The organism is Streptomyces sp. NPDC045287, assembly GCF_056432325.1.
The window spans coordinates 49805-73315 of the sequence record NZ_JBWKJG010000013.1 but is presented as its reverse complement, the minus strand read 5'-3'; the positions used below and the strand labels follow the sequence as shown (position 1 = coordinate 73315).

Genomic DNA, 23511 nt, shown 5'->3' with positions numbered 1-23511 from the left:
CCGTACCGGACCCGACCGTCCCCGGCGGGCCCGCGGGGCGCACCCGCCGCGGGCGACGGCCGCGCCGTTCGCCGTGCGGCCCGCCGCCGGCCCGGCCCAGCCGCTTCTCGGCGCGAAGTGGCCCCCCGCGCCCCGGCCCTGCGCTACCGTGCTGGTCCTCTGGACGTCCCGCCGCGGGGGAGGACCCGCCCGGCGGGCCCGCACCGGGAGGGGGTTCGAGCCGACGTGGGACAGCCCGAGGCTCCGGACATCGCGCTGGGGCGAGCCATCGTGGCGCGCGTCGCCCCCGAGGAGCTGCCGTACTTCGACGAGACCGCCGCGAGCCTGGCGGGGCGCCCGCTCCGGCAGGCGAGGCGGCGCCCCAAGGACGACCCGCTGGCCTTCGGCGGCGCCGCCGAACTCGTCGTCACCAGCATCGCCTGCGGGGTCGCCTTCGAAGTCGTCAAGATGATGGGCGAGACGCTCGGCGGCAGCCTCGCCGGTCGCTTCCGCCGCCTCGTCGGCAGGCGCCGCGCCCGCCGGGAGGAGGCGGAGGCGGAAGGCCCGGGGGAGCGGCGGCCGACCCCGCCCGAGGAGCAGGGCCCCGCCCTGACCGAGGAGCGGATCGCCGAACTCGGCGCCGCCGCCCGCCGCACGGCGATCCTGCTCGGGCTGCCGCCCGACCGGTCCGACCTGCTCGCCGCCGCGGTCCGCGACCACCTGAGGGCGGCCGGCGGGCCCGGGGCATGACCGCCGCCCCGGCCGGCGGGCCCCCGGTCGGGGCCGCGCCCCCGCCGCGCCGCCCCCTGCCCTCCGGGACGCTCGTCGCGTTCGTCCTGTTGATCTGCGCGGTGCTGGCGTCGATGACCATCCTGCACCCCGGGTACGCCGACCTCCTCGCCGGTTCCCGGGGCCGCGCCGGGGAGCTCAACGACTGCCTCCGCGACGCGATGCGGGACGCCGGGGGGACGGGCGCCTTCCTGAACGGCCCGCGGCACGGGAGGTGCGACTCCAGCGACGACCGCACGTCGCAGGGCATCCTCGTCTCGTACGCGATCCTCGCCGCCGCCACCGCCGCGCACTACTGGTTCCGCTCCACCCGCCGCGCCCGCCGGCGCGGGGTCCGCCCGCTCGACCCGGCCCGCCTCCCCGCCCTGCACGCCGAGGTCGCCCGGCTCGTCGCCGGTGTCGACCGGGCCCGCGGCGTCACCGTCCTCGTCGACTACCTCGACTCCGGGGTGAACGGCGTCACCTTCGGCCGCGTCGGCCGCCGCCACGTCATCCTCAGCCGCGGCCTGGTCCAACTGCACGACGGGACCGACGCCGACCGCGCCGCGTTCCGGGCCGTCGTCCTCCACGAACTGGCCCACCTGCGCAACCGCGACGTCGACATCACCATGATCACGCTCGGGATGCTCCGCTGCTACGTCGCGCTGATCCTGGTCCCGAGGATGCTCGGCGACCTGCTGGGCCTGCTCTTCCTGCCCAAGGGCGCCCCCTTCCACGCGGCCACCCTCCTCGACGCCGCCGTCCTCGGCGCCGTCGTCCTCGCCGCCCGCTCCATCGTCCTGCGGACCAGGGAGTTCCTGGCGGACGCCCGCACGGCCGAGTGGCTGGGCGACCCCGCGCCGCTCCTGCGCGCCTTCGACCTCGCCGCGGCGCGGCCCGGCGGCCCGCCCCGGCGGGCGCTCAGCGGCTGGTGGGCCCGGCTGACCCGCACGCACCCGTCGTTCGCGGAGCGCCGGGCCTGCCTGGCGGACCGGAAGCAGTTGATGCACCAGGGGTTCGGGCTCGCCTTCGTGATCGGCTTCTGCCTGCCGGCCGCCTGGGACCCCGTCTCCTCCGTCACCGCCCAAGTCCGCGAGGGCGGCGGCATCCGCGGCTGGTGGCCGACCGAGCTGATCACCCTGCTGGTCGTCCTCATCCTCTTCCTGACCGTCGCCCGCGCCTCCCTCCACCGCCTGCAGAACCCCGCGGACGCGCCCCCGCGGACGCCGTTCCGGGCCGGGCTCGCCCTCGGCGTCCTCGCGGGTTTCGCGCTCGCGCCCAGCGCCGTCGTCGACCACCTGATGCTGCCCGGGCTGCGGATCTCCTCGCAGGTCTCCGGCTGGGCCGCCGTGGCGCTGCTGGTACTGCTGTTCACCGTGTGGTGCCAGTTCCTCGCGGACTGCTGGGCCCGTTCCCTGGACCACGCGCGGCGGCCGCTCCTGGGCGTCACGGCGCTCGGGCTGCTGGTGGCCGCCGCCGCGGTGGGCAACGCCGACACGGTCTTCGAGCTCCCGTGGCAGGTCGAATTCGGCCAGTTCATGGACGCCCGGCTCGCCGCCCTCCCCGGGCCCCTGCACGCGGCGGTGTGGACGCAGTACGTCCTCGCGACCCGGTTCATCGACCCCGTGTGGCTCGCCGCCGCGCTGGTCGTCCTGCTGGGCGCGCCCCTCGCCGGGGTGGTGCGCGACCGGCGCCCGGCCCGCCGCACGGTCCCGGCGCCGCCCCGGCCGCCCCGGCGCGGCGCCGTCCCCGTGCTGGGCGTCGCCGCCCTGGTGACCGCCCTCTTCCCGCCCGTCTACACCTGGTGGGCGCACCAGCGGGGGCTGGAATCCCTGGCGCACCCGCTGTTCCTCGTCCCCATGACGGTCCTCGTGGCCGTGGGGACGACGGTCGGCGGGCTGGCCCGGACGCACCGGCTGGTGTGGGCGGCGGCGGCCGTCCTGGCGGCGGGGCTGGTCGTGGCGGTGCCCGTGTCGGTGCTCGCCGCGGACCCGCGGCTGTGGAGCTCCCAGGTGGGCATCGGCCTCGAAGGCGCCGCGCTGGGCACCCTGGTGACGGCGGCGATACCGCGCGACCGACCCGGTCCGCCGACCGGGTACGGACCGCCCGCCGGGTACGGTCCGCCGACCGGATACGGGCCTCCTCCGGGGTACGGTCCACCGGCCGGGTACGGCCCTCCTCCGGGTTACGGCCCTCCTCCGGGGTACGGGCCGCCCCCGCCGCCCGGTTGACTCACCCCGCCGACGCGGGCGCGGCCGTCCGGCGCTCGTACCGCAGCGCCGCCCAGGTCGCCGCCGCGCCCGCGCCCTCCCACAGGCCCACGCCCAGGAAGCCGGCCGGGGCCCGCCCCGCGACGACGGCGGCGGTGAACACCGCACAGGTCAGCAGCCGGAAGGGCACCGTCCAGCCGAAGAACGCCCGCCAGTCGGAGAGCGCCGCCAGCACGTAGTACACGCCCATGTTCACCGCCGCCATCGACGACGCCGTCAGGAACACCAGGGTGTGGTCGCCCGCCGCCCGCGCCCCGTCCGGTACGGGCTCGAAGCCCATTACCGCCAGCAGCGCGTCCGGAGCGGCCAGGCCGACCGCGCCGAGCGCCGCGGCCAGCAGCCCGAAGACGGCCATGGTCCAGCCGGACAGGGAACGGGGGCGGGACGACAGGCGGCGCACGGATCCTCCAAGTGCCGGGAGCGGTCAGCGGGTCGATGCTCGCAGGCCCCCGCCCGCCGCCCGCCGCCGGGCCCTCACTCCAGCCCCACGCACCCCGTGCGTTCCGCGCGCCCTGCACGCCCCACGCGCCGGTCCCGTACGCCACCCCGCGCCCGGCGCCCGGCCGCCCCGTACCCGGCGGCGTGCCCAAAGGGCCCGGCGCTCCCGGTGTCAGAGCCGGCGGGTGGCGAGGGTGAGCCGGTCGCGGGCGTCGAACAGCGCGTCCTTGATCATCTGCTCGTGGGCGGGGGTGAGCCGGGCGACCGGCACCGAGCAGCTGATCGCGTCGCGCGCGGGGGTGCGGTACGGGATGGCGATGCCGAAGCAGCGCAGGCCGAGGGTGTTCTCCTCGCGGTCCACGGCGTACCCCTGGTCGCGGATGACGTGCAGCTCCTCGATGAGTCTCTCGCGGTCGGTGATCGTGTGCTCGGTGAGCGCCGGCAGGGTCTCCGGCAGCAGCTTGCGCACCTGCTCGTCGTCGTACGTGGCGAGCAGCGCCTTGCCGAGGGAGGTGGAGTGGGCGGGCAGCCGCCGTCCGACGCGGGCGAAGGGGCGCAGGTAGTGCGGGGATTGCCGGGTCGCCAGGTAGACCACGTTGGTGCCGTCGAGGCGGGCCAGGTGGATGGTCTCGCTCGTGTCGTCGGAGAGCCGGTCGAGGGTGGGGCGGGCGGCGGCGACGACCTCGTCGCCGTCGATGTACGACGTGCCGACGAGCAGCGCGCGGACGCCGATGCCGTACCGGGTGCCGGTCGCGTCCGTCTCCACCCAGCCCAGCTCGACGAGGGTCCGCAGCAGCATGTACAGGCTCGACTTGGGGTAGCCGACCGCCTCCTGGACGGCCGCCAGCGAGTGCATGCCGGGGCTTTTGGCGAAGTACTCGAGCAGTTCCACGGTCCGTACCGCGGACTTGACCTGCGCTCCGCCGGATTCGGTAGCAGACATCGCCCTTGACCCCTTCAGACGCCCGTTAATAGAGTCCCAGCATATTCATCATCAGGAACGCCGTTCAGAATACCGAACGGATGGGAAGCGCACAGTCGGAGAGGACGTTCGCGGTGTCAGCAGCACAAGTCTGGAGTGTCGACCCCCGAACCGGGAAGCAGCGGGAGCAGGTCGCGTCGGAGGCGACGGCGCAGGACGTGGACCGCGCGGTACGCGCCGCGCACGGCGTCCGTGCCGCACTGGCCGACCGCGCCGTGCGCTCCGCGTTCCTGCGGACGGCGGCCGACCGGCTCGAAGCGGCGAAGGACCGGCTCGTCGAGGCCGCCGACGCCGAGACCGCCCTCGGCGTGCCCCGCCTCACCGGCGAACTCGCCCGCAGCTGCTACCAGCTGCGGGCCTTCGCCGACATCGTGGACGAGGGCGCGTTCCTGGACGTGATCATCAATCACCCGGACGACTCGGCGACGCCGCCGATCCCGGACCTGCGCCGCTACAAGGTGCCGCTGGGCGTCGTCGCCGTGTACGCCGCCTCCAACTTCCCCTTCGCCTTCTCGGTGCCCGGCGGCGACACGGCCAGCGCCCTGGCCGCGGGCTGCCCCGTCGTGGTCAAGGCCCACCCCGACCACCCGGCCACCTCCGAGCTGGCCGCCGCCGCGCTGCGCGAGGCCGCCGCCGAGCACGGCATCCCCGAGGAGGTCGTCGGCCTGGTCCACGGCTTCGACGCGGGCGTCGAACTGGTCCGCCACCCGCTGATCACCGCGGCCGGCTTCACCGGTTCGGTACGGGGCGGGCGGGCGCTGTTCGACGCGGCGGCCGCCCGGCCGGTGCCGATCCCGTTCCACGGCGAACTGGGCTCCCTCAACCCGGTCGTGGTGACCGCGGACGCCGCGGCGGAGCGGGCCGACGAGATCGGCACGGGCCTGGCCGGCTCCATGACGCTGGGCACCGGCCAGTTCTGCGTGAAGCCCGGGCTGGTGCTCGCCCCGGCGGGCCCGGCCGGCGACCAGATGGTCAAGTCCCTGGCCGACGCGGTGGCGCGCGTCCCCGAGGGCGTCCTCCTCGACGGGCGGATGCGCGACAACTTCGTCGCGGGCGTCAGCGAGCGGGCGGCCCTGCCGGACGTCGAGGCGCCGGTCACCCCCGGCGCGGCCGGCGAGCACGAGGTGGCGGCGGGCTTCCTGACCGTGCCGGCCGCCCGCCTGGCCGAGGAGGGGCCGCACGACCTGCTCCTGGAGGAGTGCTTCGGCCCGGTCACCGTCGTCGCCCGGTACGAGACGGACGAGGAGGTCACCCGCGTCCTGTCCCGCCTGCCCGGCAACCTCACGGCGACGCTGCACGTCTCCTCGGAGGAGGCGGCCGGCGAGGGCTCCGGCGCCGCGCTCCTCGCCGAGGTCACCCCGCTCGCGGGCCGCGTCGTCGTCAACGGCTGGCCCACCGGTGTCGCCGTCGCCTACGCCCAGCAGCACGGCGGCCCGTACCCGGCGACCACGTCCACGTCCACGTCGGTCGGCGGCACCGCCGTCGAACGCTGGATGCGCCCGGTCGCCTACCAGTCCACCCCCCACTCCCTCCTCCCGCCGGAGCTGCGCGACGACAACCCGCTGAACCTGCCGCGGCGGGTCGACGGCCGCCTGGAGGTCTGACCCGCCGGCCGCGGGCCGGGACGCGTTCCCGGCCCGCGGCGGCCCCGGCCGGCCCGCGCCCCGCCGGGGGCACCGCGGTCGCCCGCGGCCACGGCGGGGCGACCGCCCGCTCCGGGAACCCGCCCCGCCCCGACCGCCCCTGGCGCCCGCCGGGGTCCGGGAATGCGCCGGGGCGCGGCGGTGTTGGGACGCGGTGGTGCGGAGGCGCTCTCCGTATCGATCCGCCGACCGTGCCGCCACGACCTGGAGAGACCCACCATGCGCGTCGAGATCTGGAGCGACATCGCCTGCCCCTGGTGCTACATAGGGAAGGCCCGCTTCGAGGAGGGGCTCGCGGCGTTCGCGCACCGCGACCGGGTCGAGGTGGTGTACCGGTCCTTCGAGCTCGACCCGGGCCGCGCCAGGGGCGACGTCGCGCCCGTCGTCGACATGCTGGCCGCCAAGTACGGCCGCACCCCCGAGGAGGCACGGGCCATGGAGGAGCACGTCGCCTCCGTCGCGCACGGGCAGGGGCTGGCGTACCGGGTGGAGGGGCGCCTGCACGGCAGCACCTTCGACGTCCACCGGCTCCTCCACCTCGCCAAGGCCCGCGGTCGCCAGGAGGCCCTGCTCGACCTGGCCTACCGGGCCAACTTCGCCGAGGAGCGGTCCGTGTACGACCCCGAGGTGCTCGTCCGGCTCGCCGTCGAGGCGGGGCTCGACGAGGCCGAGGCGCGGGCCGTGCTCGCCGACGGGGCGGCGTACGCGGACGACGTGCGCGCCGACGAGCGCGAGGCCGCCGAACTCGGCGCGACCGGTGTGCCGTTCTTCGTCCTCGACCGCCGGTACGGCGTCTCCGGCGGCCAGCCCGCCGAGGTCTTCACGCAGGCGCTGGAGCAGGCGTGGCAGGGCCGCGCCCTCCAGCCGGCGGCCACCGCCGGCCCGGCGCCCGCCTGCGACGCGGACGGTGCCTGCGCGGTGTGACGACGGCGAGGGCCCGCCGCCGCACACCGCGGCGGCGGGCCCGGGCCCCGGTGGGGGCGGGGCACCGCACGGGGTGAGGTCCCGTGCCCCGGGAACGTCCGGTGCGCCCCCGGCCCGACGACCGACCGCTCGTCGGTCCGTACGGCCGGGTCGGCGACCAGCCGCTCCAGCTCCGCCCGGCAGACCGCGACCTCCTCGTCCGTCGGCAGCTCCCCGACGGGGAGGAAGCCGTCCCGGTCGAACGCCTCCGGCTCCGCGTCGAGCGGCCCCGCACGACCGGGTCGCGGCGGGGCGCGACCGCCTCGGTCGCGCCCCGCGGGGGACACGGGTCCTCCACCGGTCGGCCCTCCTCGGCCCCGGCCGGCGCCGGACGGGCACCGTTCTCGTCGTGGTCCTCCCGGCCCGTCACGGGCGGGTCGAAGACGCACCCGCGGCGGAAGTCGGCCTCAGGGCGCGGGGTGTGGCGCTCGTGTCCGTCGAGGAGCCCCTCGCGCCCCCGCGCGACCGGTTCCCCGGGCCCGGCGCGCGTCGTGTTCGCGCTTCGCCGCCGATCACCCGTACACATGGGGGAAGAGGCCGTTCCCGGCCGGTCGTCGACCGGTTCGGGCGGATGGGGCAGCGAACAGTGAGGGGCGGGTGGGCGCGGCTGTGGAACTGCGTCAGCTGGAGTACTTCGTCGCCGTGGCAGAGGAACTCGGCCTCGGGCGCGCCGCCGAACGGCTGGGGACCGCTGAGGCGGAGGTGGGCCGCCGGATCGACGACCTGGAAAGGGAGTGGGGCCTGCGGCTGTTCGACCGTGAGGCACCGCCCCGGCACGTGCGCCTCACCGCTGCCGGTGAGCGCCTGCTGCCCGAGGCGCGGGCCGCGCTCGCCGCCGCCGGGCGCGTGCGGGAGACCGCCGCGGGCATCGTCGGCGGCACCGAGGGGCTGCTCCGCCTCGGCAGCAGCCGGGCCTTCGCCGACCGCGTGTACCGCGCGCTGGGCGCCCTCGCCGAGCGGCGGCCCCGGCTGCGGGTGCGGCTGGAACGCGCGCCCCAGGAGGGGCGGCTCGCCGCCGTCCGCTCCGGCACGTTCGACGCGGCGCTCGTACGGACGGTGCGCCGCGCCGAGGGCGTGGACCTGCACCCGGTGTGGACCGAGCCGCTGCTGGCCGCCCTGCCGGCCGGGCACCCGCTCGCCGCGCTGGAGGAGCCGCACCCGGGCCAGTTGGCGCGGCTGCCGCTGCGGCTGGCCCCGCGCGAGGCGAACCCGGCGCTGCACGACCTGGTCGCGTCGGCCCTCCCCGACTGGACGCCGGGCCCGCCGTTCACCACCCTCCAGGCGACCCTCGACGCCCTGGCCGCCGCCGCCGAACCGTCCTGGACGGTGCTGCACCCGGCGGGCGCCCTCCCGCGCGACCGCCGCCTGGCCTTCCGCCCGCTCAGGGCGCCCCGCGTGCCCGTCTCCCTGGCGGTCCGGCCGGGCCGCCTCACCCCGGCCGTCCAGGCGCTGCTGGAGGCGCTCGCCGCCACCGCCGACCCCCCGGGTCCGGCGGCCCGCCCCGGGGCCGCACCGCCCGTACCGGCCCCGCGCACGGCGGGGGCCGCCTCCGGGTCCGGGACCCGGCGCGCGCCCCGGTGACCGCCCGCCTCCGGGCAGCGGGTTCCGGCGACCGCCCGCCTCCGGGTGGGTGGCCGGGACCGGTGCGCGGGCCCCGGCGACCGCTCGCCTAGCGCCAGGTCTCCGCGACGGCCGCCCACGCCGCCTCCGGGTCCGCCGGGCGGCCCAGGCCCGCCAGGGCGGCGCCCAGGGCGGTCAGGCTCGCCCGCACCGCCTCCGGGGTGGCGGCGGGGCCGTAGTGGTTCACGCGGACCATCTCGCGGGCCAGCGCCCCGCCGCCCGCCGCCAGCGGCGCCGACGGGTCCACGGCCAGCGCCCCCGCCACCAGCTCGGCGGCGTCCACCCCGGCCGGGGTGCGCAGCGTCGTCGCCACCGGCGCGGCCTGCGCCGCCTCGTACACGTACGGCTCCAGGCCCCCGCCCAGCGCCACCGCCCCGGCCCGGGTAGCCGCCGCGGCCGACGCGTGACGGGCCGTCAGCACCGGCAGGCCGCCCTCCGCGTCGATCCGCTCCAGGCACGCCTCCAGCGCCAGCATCTCCAGTTGCGCGGGGGCGTGCAGCAGCGCCTTCCGCCCGCCGTCGATCCAGCGCTCCTTCCAGTCGAGGAGCGACAGGTACGAGCGGCGCGGCGCCCGCGGGTTGGCGGCGAACCGCTCCCACGCCCGGTCGCTCACCGACACCGCCGAGACGCCGGCCGGGCCGCCCAGCGCCTTCTGCGCGCCGATCACGCACAGGTCCACGCCCCACGCGTCGGGCAGCAGCGGCTCCGCGCCCACCGACGCCACCGCGTCCAGCATGAACAGCGCGCCGTGCGCCCGGACCACCTCGCCGATCTCCGCGACCGGGTTGGTGTTGCCGGTCGCCGCCTCCGCGTGCACCAGCGACACGAAGTCGATCTCCGGGTGCGCGGCCAGCGCCCGCTCCACGTCCTCGGCGGTCACCGCCGTGTGGAAGGGCACCTCCAGGTCGACCACCGTCGCCCCGCAGTCGCGCAGCCAGCCGCCGAACGTCTGCCCGTACGGGCCGGTCACGACGTTCAGGGCGGTCGAGCCGGGCCGCGCGCCGCCGCGGATGCACCCCTCCAGCGGCAGCAGCGCCTCGCCCTGCGTGATCACCACGTCGTGCTCGGTGGCGAGGAGGGCGGCCACGCGCCGCTCGATGGCGGCGAAGCGGTCCGCGGTCAGCGGGGGCAGGTCCAGGAAGGGGTGGGAGTGGGTCACGTCGGCTGCTCTCTTCACGTCTCGTGCGCTCGTCTGTTCGGTCAGGGGTACGGGGCGCCCCGCCGAGCCTACCCAGCCCCTCGTACAGTGCGGGACATGAGCGATCGCGCGGTGGTACTGCATGTGAAGGGGCGGGTGCTCGCCGGCCCGGAGGACGTCCGGGACGAGCTGTGGGTCGTGGACGGCCGGGTCACCTACGCCCGGCCCACCGGCCGCCCCGCGGCCGACGTCCGCACGGTGACCGGCTGGGCGCTGCCCGGCCTGGTCGACGCGCACTGCCACGTCGGCCTCGACGCGCACGGCGCCGTGCCCGCCGAGGTCAGCGAGGAGCAGGCCCTGACCGACCGCGACGCGGGCGCGCTCCTCCTGCGCGACGCCGGGTCCGCCGCCGACACCCGGTGGATCGACGACCGAGACGACCTGCCGAAGATCATCCGCGCGGGCCGGCACATCGCCCGCACCCGCCGCTACCTCCGCAACTACGCGCACGAGATCGAGCCCGCCGACCTCGTCGCGTACGTGGCGCGCGAGGCCCGGCGCGGCGACGGCTGGGTGAAGCTCGTCGGCGACTGGATCGACCGCGACGCGGGCGACCTCACCGCCTGCTGGCCGCGCGCCGAGGTCGAGGCGGCCATCGCGGAGGCCCACCGGCTCGGTGCCCGCGTCACCGCCCACTGCTTCGCCGAGGAGTCCCTGCGCGACCTGGTCGAGGCGGGCATCGACTGCGTGGAGCACGCCACGGGCCTCACCGAGGACACGATCCCGCTGTTCGCGGAGCGCGGGGTCGCCATCGTGCCGACGCTGGTCAACATCGCCACGTTCCCGCGCCTCGCCGCCGGGGGAGAGGCGAAGTTCCCGCGCTGGGCGGACCACATGCGCCGGCTGCACGAGCGCCGTTACGACACGGTCCGCGCCGCGTACGACGCCGGCATCCCGGTCTTCGTCGGCACCGACGCGGGCGGCTCCCTCGCGCACGGGCTGGTGGCGTCCGAGGTGGCCGAGCTGGTGAGGGCCGGCATCCCCGCGCGGGACGCGCTGTCCGCGACGACCTGGGGCGCCCGCGCCTGGCTGGGGCGCCCGGCCCTGGAGGAGGGCGCCCCGGCGGACCTGGTCGTCTACGACGAGGACCCCCGCGCCGACGTCCGCGTCCTGGCGGCGCCCCGGCGGGTGGTCCTCAACGGCCGCGTCGTCGTCTGAGGCAGCCGGGCCCGCCGGGCCTGCCGTACCCGCCGGGCCGCCGGGCCGTCGGGCTGCCGGGCCGTCGGGTCATCTGCCGGTCGGGCCCGCCGGGTTCGCCGGACCCGCCGGGTCACCGGTCGGCCGGGCCCGGCGCGTCCGCGGAGGTTCAGCGGCTGAGGAACGCCAGCCGCGCCCGCTTCTCCACGAGGTGGACCTCCGGGAGCACGACCTCCGGGAGGACCACCTCGGGGCCGAGCTCGAAGCCGTTGCGCACCATCAGCGCGACGGCCTTGTCGTTCGCCGCGTCCGGCTCCACCACGATCCGCTCGTGGGTGCTCAGGCAGTACGCGACGAGCGCCTCCAGCAGGTGCGCGGAGAAGCCGCGCTCGGGTGCGGCGGTGGGGGCGAGCAGCAGGTGGGCGCCGATGTCGCCGGGCCGCACCTCGTAGCACTCGGAGACCCGGTCGGCCTGCGGGTCGTACGTCTGGAACAGCGCGACCGGCACGTCGTCGCGGTGCACCAGGTACGCGTGGTGGGTGGTGAGCGAGTCCAGGTGCGCGTAGATCTCCCGCACCTCCTGGAGGCTCGCGTCCCGCATGCCCCAGAAGCGGGCGCGGTCCTCGCTCACCCAGGAGTGCAGCAGCGCCGCGTCCCGGTCCGGGTCCACGGGGACGATGCGGATCGTGCCGAAGCCCTCGACGACGTGCTCGTACACGGCGGGGCGCGGGTCGGTGCCGGTGGTCATGAGGGGTGCTCCTTGCTGAGCCGGTTCCAGTCGGTGATCACGGGGGCGAGTTCGCCGCGCAGCCACAGCGGCAGTTGGTCCGCCTCGTGCGGGTCGCCGGGGACGCCCGACGCCCCGAACGGCACGACCCACAGGCTGTCCTCGCGGCGGGCCAGGTCCCACACGTAGCGGGCGGCCGGGCCGCGCGCGCTGCGGTCGGTGACGCCGGGCACGCTCGACGTGGACAGCACGCAGTCGTGGTCGCCGTCCAGTCCGGGCCACCGCGCGTCGTCCCCGTCCGGCAGCGCCGCCCACGGGGCGAGCCGGTGCGTGGCGCCCCACGGCTCGTCCGGCGGCGCGGCGGCGACCTCCTCCAGGGCGGCCCGCACGGCGGCCTCCCGGTCGGCGGGGGGCACGGGGCCGGACGTCAGCAGCGTCTCCAGCGCGTACGCGACGCGCGGCACGAGCGCCAGCCACGGCCGGAACACCGCCGGGTACGCGGGGGGTTCGGCCAGCGGCGCGAACACCGGGTGCGCGGCGAGCCGGCGGACGACACCGCCGCGCACGGCGGCGTACAGCGCGGCGTCCACGCTGTCGGCGTCCATGCGCCGGTTCCAGCGCAGCAGCCGGTCGCGCAGGGCCGCCGCGTCCGCGGAGAGTCCGTCCAGGCGGGCGGCGAGGGCCAGCAGCGGGCGCGCCGAGGCGAGGTGGGTGTCGGTGTGCACGGACGCCATGCGGGGCGCCGTCCACTCCCGTGACGCCTCCAGGAGGCCGGTGATGCGGTCGGCCCGGTGCGGCGGCGCGAACTCGACGCCCAGCGGCGCCGCGAGCCCGCGCGCGTTCGCCATGACCGCGACGCCGTCGACGGGGGCGCGCGGCAGCGGTTCGTGGCGTCCGCGCCACTCGTGCGCCGGCTCCCACGCCGGTACGACCCGCAGCATGTTCTCCCGCGGCCGTACGGGGACGTGGCCGGCGACCCGGTGGAGCGTGCCGCCCCCGGTGTCGGCGGCCTGCACGACGTTCACGGGCTCGACCCACCGGTCGAAGGCCCGGCCGACGTCGCCGGCCGTCCGCGCGGCGAGCAGCGCGGGCAGCGCCGCGAACCCCAGCTCGCCGGTGACGCGCGGCGGGTGGCGCAGGCTGATCGCGCCGCCCTCGCCGTCGTCCGGGACGACGACCGGGCCGCGCTCGGTCTCGACGACCTCGACGGTGACCGGCTCGGCGCCCTTCACCTCGACGGTCTCGGTGTGGGCGCGGGCGGGCCGCCACCCGTCCGGCCCGAGCGCCTCCGGGGTGCCGTCGGCGCGGCGCCGCAGCCGTTCCCGGTAGAGGTCCTGGTAGTCGGCCATGGCGTTGGTGATGGCCCAGGCGACCGTGCCGGTGTGGCCGAAGTGCGCGAGGCCGGGGACGCCGGGCACGGCCAGGCCGACCACGTCGTACTCGGGGCAGGCGAGCCGGATCTGCTGGTAGACGCCGGGCGCCTCGATGAACCGGTGCGGGTCGCCCGCGATCAGGGCGGCACCGGTGGCGGTCCGGCCGGCGTCGACCAGCCAGCCGTTGCTGCCGGAGGTCCCGGGGCCGTCCGTCGCGAACAGCTCGACCGCGTCGTCGCCCAGGGTGCGGGCGACGTGCTCGCGCCACAGCTTGGTGGGGAACCCGGCGAAGAGGACGTGCGTCGACAGCCAGACGCCCAGCGGCACCCAGGGCTCCCAGACGCCCGGTTCGAGTCCGGTGTCCGCGAACTCGCGGCTGCGGCGGGCGCCTTCGCCGAGGCCCGCGTTGACCCCGTCCGTGTACGCCGTGACCCAGGCGCGGGTCGGGGCGTCCAGCCGGTCGAAGCAGCGCCGGGCGGTGTCGGCGAGCCGGACGCGGCGGGCGAAGACGTCCCACTCGACGGCGTCCGGACCGAGGAACGCGGCCGTCGTGCCCTGGGCGCGGTGCCGCTCGACCTCCAACTGCCACGCCCGGTCGCGGGCCGTGACGCGGCCCTGGGCGCGGGCGAGTTCGCGCGGGTCGTCGGCGCGCAGATGCGGGATGCCCCAGGGGTCCCGGTAGACCTCGATGCTCACTCTTGTCCTGATCTCTTTAGGTAAGGCTGGCCTAACTTAAGCCACGGCTGGCGGAGAAGCAATCCGGCACGGTTCGAATCGAATGCGCGACCGGAAACCCCTCGTTGGGGTGAACTCACCGGGGGTGCCGGTGCGTTCACCCTCCGTACGCCAGGATTCCGGTGTCCCGGGTCGCCACCGCACACATGTCCCTGTGTGCGGCCGTTCGGCGGCCCCTGTCCTCCCGTGGGGGTCCCACCACCGTGAACAGCACCACCTTCCGCACCCGCGCCACCGCCGCCGCGGCGACCACCGTCGCGGCGTCCGCCCTGGCGGCGCTGACCGCCGCGGCGGCACCGGCGGCGACCGCCGCGCCCGCCGCCCCCGGAGCGCCGACCGCCCACGCCGCGGTCCTGCGGACCGACCTGGACGTCTCGCTCCTCGACGGCGGCGTACGCGTCCCCGTGGACGCCGCCCTCAACGAGGTGCGGGCCCCGGCGGCGGCCGACCGGACCGCGCTCACCGTCCGGCTGGACGGCGTCGACCGGGGCAGGCCCGTTTCCCTCCTGCGGGCCGACGCGGCATCGGCGAGGGCCACCGCGGACGCGGCGCGCGCGGAGGGCTCCGTGAAGCTCGTCCGCGCCCGGGTGCACCTGCCCGGCCTGCCCCTGCTCTCCGTCGTCCGGGTCGACCAGGTGACCGCCCGCGCCGTCTGCGAGACCGGCGCCCCGCCCACCGCCGAGGCGAACCTGCTCGGCACCGTGACCGTCCTCGGCAAGCGCGTCACGCTCACCCCGGGCGGACGCAGCACGGTCCGCGTCCCGGGCGTCGGCGAGGTCGTCCTGGACCTGTCGCACCGCACCACCACGTCGACCACGGCCGCGGCGACGGCCCTCGACCTCCGGGTCGCCGTGAACCCGCTGGACCTGAACGTCGCCAAGGTCGAGGGCACGGTCACCCTCGCCGAAGCCGGCTGCGCCACACCCGGGCCGTCCTCGACGTCCCCGGCGCCCGCCCCGTCGACGGCCGCCCCCGCCCCCTCCCCGGCCGGGGCGGCCGGGCCCCGGGCGACCGACGGGAACCTGGCCGAGACGGGCGGCGACTCCCGCACGCCCTACCTCGCCGGAGGGGCGGCGGTCCTCCTCGTGGCGGGGGCCGCGGCCCTGAAGTTCGCCCGCCGCGCCCGCGCCTGACGCACACCGGTCCCGGCCGGCCCGCGAAGGGCCCGGCCGGGACCGGTGGTCACGCCCGGTCCGGCCGGCCGCAGCCCGCCATGACCAGGGCCTGGTCCAGGGCCTGGAGGAATCGATTCGTCGTCACCCGGTCCCGCACCGCCAGCCGCAGCCACTGCGGCCCCAGCCCCGGGAACGTGTCACCGCGCCGCGCCGCGAACCCCAGCGCCCGCAGCCGCTCCCGCACCACGTCCGCCCCCTCCACCCGGATCAGGACGAACGGTCCCTCCGCGGCCTCCACGGCCCGCACCTCGTCGAACTCCGCGAGCCCCGCCAGCAGGTGCGCCCGCTCCACGGCCACCCGCCGCGCCGCCTCCTCCGCCTCCGCCAGCGCCTCCCGCGACATGCACGCCTCGGCCGCCACCAACGCGGGCGTCGACACCGGCCACAGCGGCTGCGCGCGCTCCAGCGCCGCCACGGTGTCCGGCGCCGCCAGCACGTACCCGACCCGCAGGCCCGCGAGCCCCCACGTCTTCGTGAGGCTCCGCAGCACCACCAGCCCCGGCACGTCCGTCCGCCCGGCCAGCGCCTCCCGCTCACCCGGAACGGCGTCCATGAACGCCTCGTCCACGACCAGGGTCCGCCCCGGCCGCGCCAGCGCCGCGACCGCCTCCGCCGGGTGCAGGACCGACGTCGGGTTCGTCGGGTTGCCGACCACCACCAGGTCCGCGTCCTCGGGCACCCGCGCCGGGTCCAGCCGGAAGCCGTCCTCCTCGCGCAGCAGCACCCGGCGCACCTGGTGCCCCGCGTCCCGCAGCGCCGCCTCCGGCTCCGTGAACTGCGGGTGCACCACGACCGGTCGCCGCACCGGCAGCGCCCGCGCCAGCAGGACGAACGCCTCCGCCGCGCCCGCCGTCAGCAGCACCCGCCGCGCGGGCAGCCCGTGCCGCTCGGCGACCGCCGCGCGCGCCGCCCGCCCGTCGGGGTAGGCGGCCAGCCCCCAGAGGGACTGCGCGAGCCGCTCCCGCAGCCACGCGGGCGGGGTGTCCGTACGGACGTTGACGGCGAGGTCGGTCAGCTTCTCGTCCCGGACCTCCGCGTCACCGTGGTGCCGCAGGTCGTACGCGTCCGCGTCGCGGGGGCCGGGGAACGGTCTGTCGCTGTCTGTGTGGGTATACATGGCCGCCAGCCGGGGTGGGGGGACAGTGGGGGGTAGCGGCGGGCCGACGGCGTCGGCGGCCCGCCGGGTGACTCTCGGTGGCCGGACGGGGATCCGGCGCGGGGGATCAGCGGTTCAACGCCGCGTCCGTAACTCGAACACCGCGTCCCCACGGGTGTACCCCAGCCCCCCGGCGGGCAACCGCCCGTTCCCCCGCGCCACCGCCAACGCGCAGGTCACACGCGCCGCGCCGGAGGCGGACTTCCGCTTCGGCACGAGGAGTTCGCTCCCCGCCGCACCGAACACCCCGCACCGCGCCGCCTCCACCAGGGCCGCGGCCTCCGCCACCGACGGCGTGCCCGCCGCCGCCAGCGCCGCGCCCGACGGATGGGGCACCCCGACCCGGGCCAGCACGTCCGCCGGGTGGGCGCGCAGCGGGACCCCCAGGAGGGAGGCGGCCTCCACGAGGCCCGGCTCGCCGGCCTTCGCCCCCACCGTCGCCAGCGCCACCACCTCCTGCGGGCCCCGGCCCGCCTCCCGCAGGACCGCCGCGACCAGGTCGCACACCTCCCGCGCGGTCACCCCCCGCCGGGCGCCCACGCCCACCACCAGGCTCACGGCCGGCAGTGCCCGACGAACCGCCGTGCCGTCTCCGGCACCGCCGCCCAGTGCGTGTGCACGTAACTCGCGTGCACCCCGCCCCGGACGAAGCCCTCCACGCGCCGCTCCGGCTGCCGCAGCCCCCACGCGGGGACCTCCCCGGCGCCCGGCTCGATCACCGTGCGGTGGAACTCGTGGCCCCGCAGCCGCGTCCCGGCCGCCGCCACCGGGCTGTCGCTCACCGCGACCGCGTCCCGGTACCCCAGCGTCAGCCGCTCCGACATCCGCGCGTCCGCGTCCAGCACCCCGCACATCGGCCGCCCGTCCAGCGAACGCGCCAGGTACAGCAGGCCCGCGCACTCCGCCGCGACCGGGGCGCCCGACCGCGCCAGCGCGGCCACCGCGTCCCGCAGGGACTCGTTCGCGGACAGCTCCGGCCCGTACACCTCCGGGAAGCCGCCGCCGACCACCAGGCCGCGCGTCCCCTCCGGCAGCTTCTCGTCCCGCAGCGGGTCGAACGGCACCACCTCGGCGCCCGCCGCCGCCAGCAACTCGGCGTGCTCCGCGTACGAGAACGTGAACGCCGCCCCGCCGGCGACCGCCACCACCGGCCGCGCACCGGCCGCCGGCTCCCCGGCGTCCGACCGCGCCAGCGCCGCCGTGGGCGACCAGGGCTCCGCGTGCAGCGGCGGCGCCGAACGGGCCAGCGCCAGCAGCGCGTCCAGGTCGCACCCCTCCCGCACCTGCTCCGCCTGCGCCCGCACGGCGTCCACGGCCTGCGCCCGCCGCTCCGCCACCGGCACCAGGCCCAGGTGCCGCGACGGCGTCGACACGGCCGGCGCCCGCCGCAGCACGCCCAACACGGGCACGCCCGACTCGCCCAACGCCTCCCGCAGCAGGTGCTCGTGCCGGTCCGTGGCGACCTTGTTGAGGATCACCCCGCCGATCCGCACCCCCGGGTCCCACGACGCGAACCCGTGCACCAGCGCCGCCACCGACCGCGACTGCGACGAGGCGTCCACGACCAGCACCACCGGCGCCCGCAGCAACTTCGCCACCTGCGCCGTCGACGCCAACTCGCCCTGGTCGGCGGCGCCGTCGTACAGCCCCATCACGCCCTCGACGACGGCCAGGTCGCAGCCGCGCGCGCCGTGCGCGAACAGCGGCGCCACCAGCTCCGTACCGCACATGAACGCGTCGAGGTTCCGTCCGGGGCGGCCCGTCGCCAGCGCGTGGTAGCCCGGATCGATGTAGTCGGGGCCCACCTTGTGCGGCGACACCGCCAGACCACGGCCGGCGAACGCGGCCATCAGCCCCGTCGCGACCGTGGTCTTGCCCGCGCCGGAGGACGGCGCGGCGATGACGAGACGTGCTACCACTCGATGCCCCGCTGGCCCTTCTGACCGGCGTCCATCGGGTGCTTCACCTTGGACATGTCGGTGACCAGGTCGGCGAAGTCCACCAGCTCCTGCGGCGCGTTGCGGCCGGTGATCACGACGTGCTGCTGCCCGGGCCGGTCGCGCAGCACCTCGATCACCTCGGCGGTGTCGATCCAGCCCCAGTGCAGCGGGTAGGCGAACTCGTCGAGCACGTAGAACCGGTACGTCTCCGCGGCCAGGTCGCGCTTGACCTGCTCCCAGCCCTCCCGCGCCTTCTCCTCGTTGGACTGCTCGCCGTCCTTCGGGTCGCGCTGGATCCACGACCAGCCCTCGCCCATCTTGTGCCAGGCGACCGCGCCGCCCTCGCCGGTCGCGCCGAGCGCCTTGAGCGCGTTCTCCTCGCCGACCTTCCACTTCGCCGACTTGACGAACTGGAACACCCCGATCGGCCAGCCCTGGTTCCAGGCGCGCAGCGCCATCCCGAACGCGGCGGTCGACTTGCCCTTGCCCACCCCCGTGTGGACCATCACCAGCGGGCGGTTGCGGCGCTGGCGGGTGGTGAGACCGTCGTCCGGGACGACGGTCGGCTGTCCCTGCGGCACTATGCTGCCCTCCTCGTAGTACGAACATCCTTGACCAGCCCGGCGATCGCGTCCGCGCGCAGTTCGTCCAGCGTCACGGCACTACCGCCCAGGTCCCGCGCGAGCCCCGCGGCCAGACCGAGCCGTACGGGCCCGGCCTCGCAGTCCACGACGACCGACGCCGTCCCCTCCGCCGCGTGCAGCCCCGCCGCCCGCGCGGCCAGCCGCAGCGGCTCCGGACCCCCGGTCGCCCGCCCGTCCGTCACCACGACGAGCAGCGGGCGCCGCGCCGGGTCGCGCAGCCGCTCCACCCGCAGCACGTCGTGCGCCTTCAGCAGCCCCGCCGCCAGCGGCGTCCGGCCCCCGGTCGGCAGCCGCTCCAGCCGGGAGGCCGCCGCGTCCACCGACGACGTGGGCGGCAGCACCAGCTCCGCCTCCCGCCCCCGGAACGTCACCAGGCCCACCTTGTCGCGCCGCTGGTACGCGTCGAGGAGCAGCGACAGCACGGCGCCCTTCACCGCGCCCATGCGCTGCCGGGCCGCCATCGACCCCGAGGCGTCCACCACGAACAACACCAGGTTCCCCTCGCGTCCCTCCCGCACCGCCTGGCGCAGGTCGTCGCGGTGGACGACGAACCCGGGACCCGACCGGCCGCGGGCCCGCTGGTGCGGGGCCGCCGCCTGCACGGTGGCCGCCAGGTGCAGCTTCGTCAGGGCGCCCCGGGGACGGCGCGCCCCGGTGGTGCGGCCGTGCTCGGTGCGCGCCCGGGAGCGGCGCCCGGCGGCGCCGTCGCCGACCCCGGGGACCGTCAGCGCCTTCGTGCGGAACGGCTCGGCCGCCGCGACCGGCGCCTGCTCGCGCGCCGCAGCGGGGGCCGGGCCTGCGCCGGGGGAGGGGGCCGCCTCCGGCCGCTCCCCGGACGGCTCCGGCGCGCCGGTCTGCGGACCGGGCCCCTGCGCCTGCGGCGGAACGCCCCCGCCGCCACCGGGACCGCCGCCGTCACCGCCGTCGCCGTCCCCGTCCGGGCCGCCCTCGGGGCCCCGCGGGTCCGGGTCGGGCTCGTCGTCCCCGCCGAACTCCTCCAGCGTCTCGTCCAGTTTGTCCTCGTCGAGGCCCGGCGCGTCGAAGGGCGACCGCCGCCGCCGGTGCGGCAGCGCCAGCAGCGCGGCCTGCCGCACGTCCTCGACCGTCACGTCCGTGCGCCCGGCCCACGCGGCGAGCGCCGTCGCGGTCCGCGCCATCACGATGTCCGCGCGCATGCCGTCCACCTCGAACGCCGCGCACGTCGCCGCGATCTGCCGCAGCGCGTCGTCCCCGAGCCGCACCTTCGGCAGCAGCGCCCGCGCGGCCTCGATCCGCTCCCGCAGCGCGGCCTCCTCGCCGGCCCAGCGCGCCGCGAAGCCGGCCGGGTCGTCGTCGTACGCGAGGCGCCGCCGCACCACCTCGACCCGCTGCTCCGGGTCCCGCGACGCGGCGACCTCCACGGTCAGCCCGAACCGGTCCAGCAGCTGCGGACGCAGCTCGCCCTCCTCGGGGTTCATCGTCCCGACGAGCAGGAACCGGGCGGCGTGCCGCACGGAGACGCCTTCGCGCTCCACGTGGGAGGCGCCCATGGCGGCGGCGTCCAGCAGGAGGTCGACGAGGTGGTCGTGCAGCAGGTTGACCTCGTCGACGTACAGGATCCCCCGGTGCGCCTGCGCCAGCAGCCCCGGCTCGAACGCCTTCACGCCCTCGGACAGGGCCCGTTCGATGTCCAGGGCCCCGACGAGCCGGTCCTCGGACGCGCCGACGGGCAGCTCCACCAGGCGTGTCGGGCGCGAGACGCCCGGCGCGGTCCCGTGCGGCCCGTCGGGGCACTCCGGGTCGGGCGCCCCGGGCTCGCACGAGAAGCGGCAGCCCGCGACGACGTCCATGGAGGGCAGCAGCGCGGCGAGGGAACGCACCAGCGTGGACTTGGCGGTGCCCTTCTCACCCCGGACGAGCACCCCGCCGATGGTCGGCGCGACGGCGTTGAGCAGCAGGCTCAGCCGCATGTCGTCCATGCCGACGACGGCGGTGAACGGGTAGGGAACCGAGGCCATTAGTCGATGCCCCTTTCGAGGGAACTGCTGCGGTCGGAAGGGTCTGCGCCGCCGTGTCGGGCCACCGCGGCGGGGTCGTCCCCGCGCACGCGGGGGTGGTCGGCGGGTCGCGGCGGCGATGCGCGGCGCGGGGCCGTGGTCCCCGTGCACGCGGGGGCGGGCCCGCCGCCGGCCCGGTACCGGGCGGAGTCCCGGCGCGCTCCCCGCACGAGGGGGGACGGCCGCGCCGGGGAGCTCACGGCGCCCCCGGCGGGACGAACGGCAGCCCGCCCGGCGGGCCGTTCTCGATGAGCTTCCACAGGGCGTCCGTGTCCGCGTGCTCCTCGATCAGGTCCCCGAGCCGGTCCAACTGCTCCTCCCGCAGCGCGCCGAACGACGTGTCGGGCGCCGGGACGAAGCGCCGCCCGGCCGCCGCGGCGACCTCCCGCAGGAACGCCCGCCGGAAGCCGTCGCTCTCCAGCGACCCGTGCCAGTGCGTCCCCCACACGGCCCCCACGCGGCAGCCGTCCAGGAAGGGCTCGCCGCCCCGCACGTCCGCGACGCCGTGGTGGATCTCGTACCCCTCCACCCGCTCGCCCAGCGCCTCGCCCACCGGCCGGGCGAGGGTCTTCTCGGGCGCGAACCGCACCCGCACCGGCAGCAGCCCCAGCGCCCCGACGGAGCCCGCCCGGGACTCCACGTCGTCCTCGATGTGCTCGCCCAGCACCTGGAAGCCGCCGCAGACGCCCAGCACCGGCCGCCCCTCGGCGGCCCGCCGGGCCAGCGCGCCGGCCAGGCCACGCTCCCGCAGCCACGCCAGCGCCCGCACCGTGCCGCGCGTGCCCGGCACGACCACCAGGTCCGCGTCGGCCAGTTCCTCGGGCCGGTCCACGAACCGGACGACGACCCCCGGCTCGGCGGCCAGCGCGTCCACGTCCGTGAAGTTCGACATCAGCGGTACGGCGCACACCGCGACCCGCAGCACGTCCTCGCCGACCGGCGGCGCCACCACCGACTCGCGGACGGCGCCCCGCAGCGACACCCGCAGGCCGTCCTCCTCGTCGATGCCGAGCCCGTGGGCGTACGGCAGCACGCCGAACGTCCGGCGGCCCGTCAGGTCGTAGAGCATGTCGAGGCCCGGCTCCAGCAGCGTCACGTCGCCGCGGAACTTGTTCACCAGGTACCCGGCGACGAGCGCCTGGTCCTCGGGCGCGAGCAGCGCCGTCGTCCCGAAGAACTGGGCGAACACCCCGCCCCGGTCGATGTCGCCGACCACGACGACGGGGAGGCCCGCGGCCCGCGCGATGCCCATGTTGACGATGTCGTTGCGGCGCAGGTTGATCTCGGCGGGGCTGCCCGCGCCCTCGCAGATCACCGCGTCGTGCGTGGCGCGCAGCTCCTCCAGGCACTCCACGACCGTGCCGAACAGCGCCTGCTGCCGCCCGCCGTGGTAGCCGCGCGCGCTCAGTTCCCCGACCGGCCTGCCCATCAGCACGACCTGGCTGGACCGGTCGCCGCCCGGCTTCAGCAGCACCGGGTTCATCAGCGCGGTGGGCTCGACGCGGGCGGCCTGCGCCTGCATCGCCTGCGCCCGCCCGATCTCGGCGCCCTCGCGCGTCACGAACGAGTTGAGGGACATGTTCTGCCCCTTGAACGGCGCGACCTTCACGCCCTGCCGGACCAGCCAGCGGCAGATCCCGGCCGTCACCACGCTCTTGCCCGCGTCGGACGTCGTCCCCGCGACCAGCAGTCCCCCGCTCACACGCCCCTCCGCTTCCACACCCCGTACAGCAGCCGCCCGCCCGCGCAGACGGCCAGCGCCAGCCCGCCGACGCGGCGCGACAGCCGCACCGCCCGTTCGATGTCCGCCACCTCGACGGCCCGCCCCCCGCCGTTGAGGACCGGCCGGTGCTCGACCCGCCCCCCGTACGAGAGGGTGCCGCCGAGCCGTACGCCCAGGGCCCCCGCGAACGACGCCTCGACGGGGCCCGCGTTGGGCGACGGGTGCCGGCGCGCGTCCGCCCGCCAGGCCCGTACGGCCCCGCGCGGGTCACCGCCCGCGACGACGGCGAGCGCGGCCGTCAGCCGGGCCCCGGGCGCGCCGGCGACGTCGTCGAGCCGCGCCGACGCCCAGCCGAACCGGCGGTGGCGCGGCGACCGGTGGCCGACCATCGCGTCCAGCGTGTTGACCGCCCGGAAGGCCACCAGGCCCGGCACGCCGCCGAGCGCCCCCCACACGAGGGCGCCGACCACCGCGTCGGAGGTGTTCTCGGCGACGGACTCCACCACGGCCCGCGCGATGCCCGGCCCGTCCAGGGCCTGCGGGTCGCGCCCGCACAGGTGCGGCAGCCGCTCGCGGGCCGCCTCCACGTCGCCGGCGGCCAACGCGCCGCCGATCGCCCGTGCCTCCCGACCCAGCGACGTCCCGCCGACGACGGCCCACACGGTGGCGGCGGTCAGCGCGACGGACGCGGCGCCCCGCCCCCGCACGGCCCGTGCGGCGAGCGCGGCGGCCGCGGTGGCGCCTCCGGCGCACACGGCGGTGTGGAGCGCTCCCCAGCCGCGGTGGTCGTGCCACAGCGCGCGTTCGACGGCACCCGCGGCCCGCCCGAAGGCGGCGACGGGGTGGCCGCGGCGGGGGTCCGCGAAGAGCAGGTCGCCGAGGAGCCCGGCGGTGGCGCCGTACGCGAAGACTCGATCGTCCCGCATCGGCTCAGCAGCCCGGTGCGCCGGATCGGCCACGGGCCCGCGAGCCGGGGCTCGGGGTTCTCGACGTACGGGAAGGAA

Annotated in this window: 19 protein-coding genes and 1 pseudogene; 7 read left to right on the top strand and 13 right to left on the bottom strand. The window is 77.3% G+C overall.

Features of this window, described 5'->3' with window-relative positions:
• The first annotated feature begins 225 nt into the window (after nucleotides 1-225).
• Together AC07D6_RS21755 and AC07D6_RS21750 are read left to right on the top strand one after the other, a co-directional pair.
• Nucleotides 226-729 carry a hypothetical protein gene (locus AC07D6_RS21755; RefSeq protein WP_479046707.1) on the top strand — a complete coding sequence of 168 codons (504 nt, stop codon included), beginning with the start codon at nucleotides 226-228 and terminating at the stop codon, nucleotides 727-729.
• Nucleotides 726-2978: a M48 family metalloprotease gene (locus AC07D6_RS21750; protein ID WP_479046705.1), complete on the top strand. Its 2253-nt coding sequence runs from the start codon at nucleotides 726-728 to the stop codon at nucleotides 2976-2978. Before AC07D6_RS21755 ends, AC07D6_RS21750 begins: the two co-directional genes overlap by 4 nt.
• A gap of 1 nt (nucleotide 2979) precedes the next feature.
• Here the strand turns inward: AC07D6_RS21750 and AC07D6_RS21745 are convergent, their stop codons facing one another.
• A complete protein-coding gene (locus AC07D6_RS21745) occupies nucleotides 2980-3372 on the bottom strand; it encodes a hypothetical protein (RefSeq protein ID WP_315876611.1) in 393 nt (130 codons plus the stop codon).
• Between the two features lie 255 nt (nucleotides 3373-3627).
• On the bottom strand, nucleotides 3628-4398 hold the full coding sequence (locus AC07D6_RS21740; RefSeq protein WP_315876375.1) for an IclR family transcriptional regulator: 771 nt from the start codon (nucleotides 4396-4398) through the stop codon (nucleotides 3628-3630).
• Nucleotides 4399-4511: 113 nt separating this feature from the next.
• On the opposite strand from AC07D6_RS21740, the gene AC07D6_RS21735 reads away from it, so the two are divergent.
• Both AC07D6_RS21735 and AC07D6_RS21730 read left to right on the top strand, forming a co-directional pair.
• Nucleotides 4512-6041, top strand: coding sequence for an aldehyde dehydrogenase (NADP(+)) (locus AC07D6_RS21735; protein WP_315876374.1), 1530 nt, complete (start codon nucleotides 4512-4514; stop codon nucleotides 6039-6041).
• A 258-nt stretch (nucleotides 6042-6299) separates the two neighbouring features.
• Nucleotides 6300-7004 (top strand): DsbA family oxidoreductase, encoded by a 705-nt coding sequence (locus AC07D6_RS21730; RefSeq protein ID WP_315880560.1) that lies wholly within the window; start codon nucleotides 6300-6302, stop codon nucleotides 7002-7004.
• A 367-nt stretch (nucleotides 7005-7371) separates the two neighbouring features.
• On the opposite strand, the pseudogene AC07D6_RS21725 reads toward AC07D6_RS21730, so the two are convergent.
• Nucleotides 7372-7509 (bottom strand): annotated as a pseudogene (locus AC07D6_RS21725) (ectoine synthase); the annotation flags it as partial.
• Between the two features lie 143 nt (nucleotides 7510-7652).
• Between AC07D6_RS21725 and AC07D6_RS21720 the strand changes: the two are divergent.
• A complete protein-coding gene (locus AC07D6_RS21720) occupies nucleotides 7653-8624 on the top strand; it encodes a LysR family transcriptional regulator (RefSeq protein ID WP_479046702.1) in 972 nt (323 codons plus the stop codon).
• Between the two features lie 88 nt (nucleotides 8625-8712).
• Here AC07D6_RS21720 and AC07D6_RS21715 read toward each other — a convergent pair whose 3' ends face one another.
• Nucleotides 8713-9822: a pyridoxal-phosphate-dependent aminotransferase family protein gene (locus AC07D6_RS21715; protein ID WP_479046941.1), complete on the bottom strand. Its 1110-nt coding sequence runs from the start codon at nucleotides 9820-9822 to the stop codon at nucleotides 8713-8715.
• A gap of 96 nt (nucleotides 9823-9918) precedes the next feature.
• Here AC07D6_RS21715 and AC07D6_RS21710 point away from each other — a divergent pair, with 96 nt between their 5' ends.
• On the top strand, nucleotides 9919-11019 hold the full coding sequence (locus AC07D6_RS21710; protein ID WP_315880558.1) for an amidohydrolase family protein: 1101 nt from the start codon (nucleotides 9919-9921) through the stop codon (nucleotides 11017-11019).
• Nucleotides 11020-11167: 148 nt separating this feature from the next.
• On the opposite strand, the gene AC07D6_RS21705 is transcribed toward AC07D6_RS21710, so the two are convergent.
• Nucleotides 11168-11746, bottom strand: a complete 579-nt coding sequence (locus AC07D6_RS21705; RefSeq protein ID WP_315880557.1) for a GNAT family N-acetyltransferase — start codon at nucleotides 11744-11746, stop codon at nucleotides 11168-11170.
• Nucleotides 11743-13794, bottom strand: a complete 2052-nt coding sequence (locus AC07D6_RS21700; protein ID WP_479046699.1) for a penicillin acylase family protein — start codon at nucleotides 13792-13794, stop codon at nucleotides 11743-11745. The genes AC07D6_RS21705 and AC07D6_RS21700 overlap by 4 nt, the downstream gene beginning before the upstream one ends.
• 242 nt (nucleotides 13795-14036) lie before the next feature.
• On the opposite strand from AC07D6_RS21700, the gene AC07D6_RS21695 reads away from it, so the two are divergent.
• Nucleotides 14037-14966 (top strand): SCO1860 family LAETG-anchored protein, encoded by a 930-nt coding sequence (locus AC07D6_RS21695; RefSeq protein ID WP_315880555.1) that lies wholly within the window; start codon nucleotides 14037-14039, stop codon nucleotides 14964-14966.
• A 49-nt stretch (nucleotides 14967-15015) separates the two neighbouring features.
• Here the strand turns inward: AC07D6_RS21695 and cobC are convergent, their stop codons facing one another.
• The 7 genes from cobC to AC07D6_RS21660 form a co-directional block, all read right to left on the bottom strand.
• Entirely contained in the window at nucleotides 15016-16125 is a 1110-nt protein-coding gene (gene cobC / locus AC07D6_RS21690) for an Rv2231c family histidinol phosphate aminotransferase CobC (protein ID WP_315880554.1), read from the bottom strand.
• Nucleotides 16126-16239: 114 nt separating this feature from the next.
• Nucleotides 16240-16722, bottom strand: a complete 483-nt coding sequence (locus AC07D6_RS21685; RefSeq protein ID WP_391654168.1) for a cobalamin biosynthesis protein — start codon at nucleotides 16720-16722, stop codon at nucleotides 16240-16242.
• Complete coding sequence (locus tag AC07D6_RS21680) at nucleotides 16719-18083, bottom strand: cobyrinate a,c-diamide synthase (RefSeq protein WP_479046695.1); 1365 nt, start codon at nucleotides 18081-18083, stop codon at nucleotides 16719-16721. The genes AC07D6_RS21685 and AC07D6_RS21680 overlap by 4 nt, the downstream gene beginning before the upstream one ends.
• Nucleotides 18077-18685: a cob(I)yrinic acid a,c-diamide adenosyltransferase gene (cobO, locus tag AC07D6_RS21675; RefSeq protein WP_315880552.1), complete on the bottom strand. Its 609-nt coding sequence runs from the start codon at nucleotides 18683-18685 to the stop codon at nucleotides 18077-18079. Before cobO ends, AC07D6_RS21680 begins: the two co-directional genes overlap by 7 nt.
• Nucleotides 18685-20745, bottom strand: a complete 2061-nt coding sequence (locus AC07D6_RS21670) for a putative cobaltochelatase (RefSeq protein WP_479046693.1) — start codon at nucleotides 20743-20745, stop codon at nucleotides 18685-18687. The genes cobO and AC07D6_RS21670 overlap by 1 nt, the downstream gene beginning before the upstream one ends.
• A 235-nt stretch (nucleotides 20746-20980) precedes the next feature.
• Nucleotides 20981-22486 (bottom strand): cobyric acid synthase, encoded by a 1506-nt coding sequence (locus tag AC07D6_RS21665; RefSeq protein ID WP_479046691.1) that lies wholly within the window; start codon nucleotides 22484-22486, stop codon nucleotides 20981-20983.
• Nucleotides 22483-23433, bottom strand: coding sequence for a cobalamin biosynthesis protein (locus AC07D6_RS21660; protein WP_479046688.1), 951 nt, complete (start codon nucleotides 23431-23433; stop codon nucleotides 22483-22485). Before AC07D6_RS21660 ends, AC07D6_RS21665 begins: the two co-directional genes overlap by 4 nt.
• Nucleotides 23434-23511 lie beyond the last annotated feature (78 nt).

Bases quoted from the DNA above. Each gene is read 5' to 3' on its own strand.
- cobC (WP_315880554.1), bottom strand. From the start codon at position 16,125: ATGTATACCCACACAGACAGCGACAGACCGTTCCCCGGCCCCCGCGAC.
- AC07D6_RS21745 (WP_315876611.1), bottom strand. From the start codon at position 3,372: ATGGCCGTCTTCGGGCTGCTGGCCGCGGCGCTCGGCGCGGTCGGCCTG.
- AC07D6_RS21670 (WP_479046693.1), bottom strand. From the start codon at position 20,745: ATGGCCTCGGTTCCCTACCCGTTCACCGCCGTCGTCGGCATGGACGAC.
- AC07D6_RS21750 (WP_479046705.1), top strand. From the start codon at position 726: ATGACCGCCGCCCCGGCCGGCGGGCCCCCGGTCGGGGCCGCGCCCCCG.
- AC07D6_RS21730 (WP_315880560.1), top strand. From the start codon at position 6,300: ATGCGCGTCGAGATCTGGAGCGACATCGCCTGCCCCTGGTGCTACATA.
- AC07D6_RS21740 (WP_315876375.1), bottom strand. From the start codon at position 4,398: ATGTCTGCTACCGAATCCGGCGGAGCGCAGGTCAAGTCCGCGGTACGG.
- AC07D6_RS21705 (WP_315880557.1), bottom strand. From the start codon at position 11,746: ATGACCACCGGCACCGACCCGCGCCCCGCCGTGTACGAGCACGTCGTC.
- AC07D6_RS21710 (WP_315880558.1), top strand. From the start codon at position 9,919: ATGAGCGATCGCGCGGTGGTACTGCATGTGAAGGGGCGGGTGCTCGCC.
- AC07D6_RS21660 (WP_479046688.1), bottom strand. From the start codon at position 23,433: ATGCGGGACGATCGAGTCTTCGCGTACGGCGCCACCGCCGGGCTCCTC.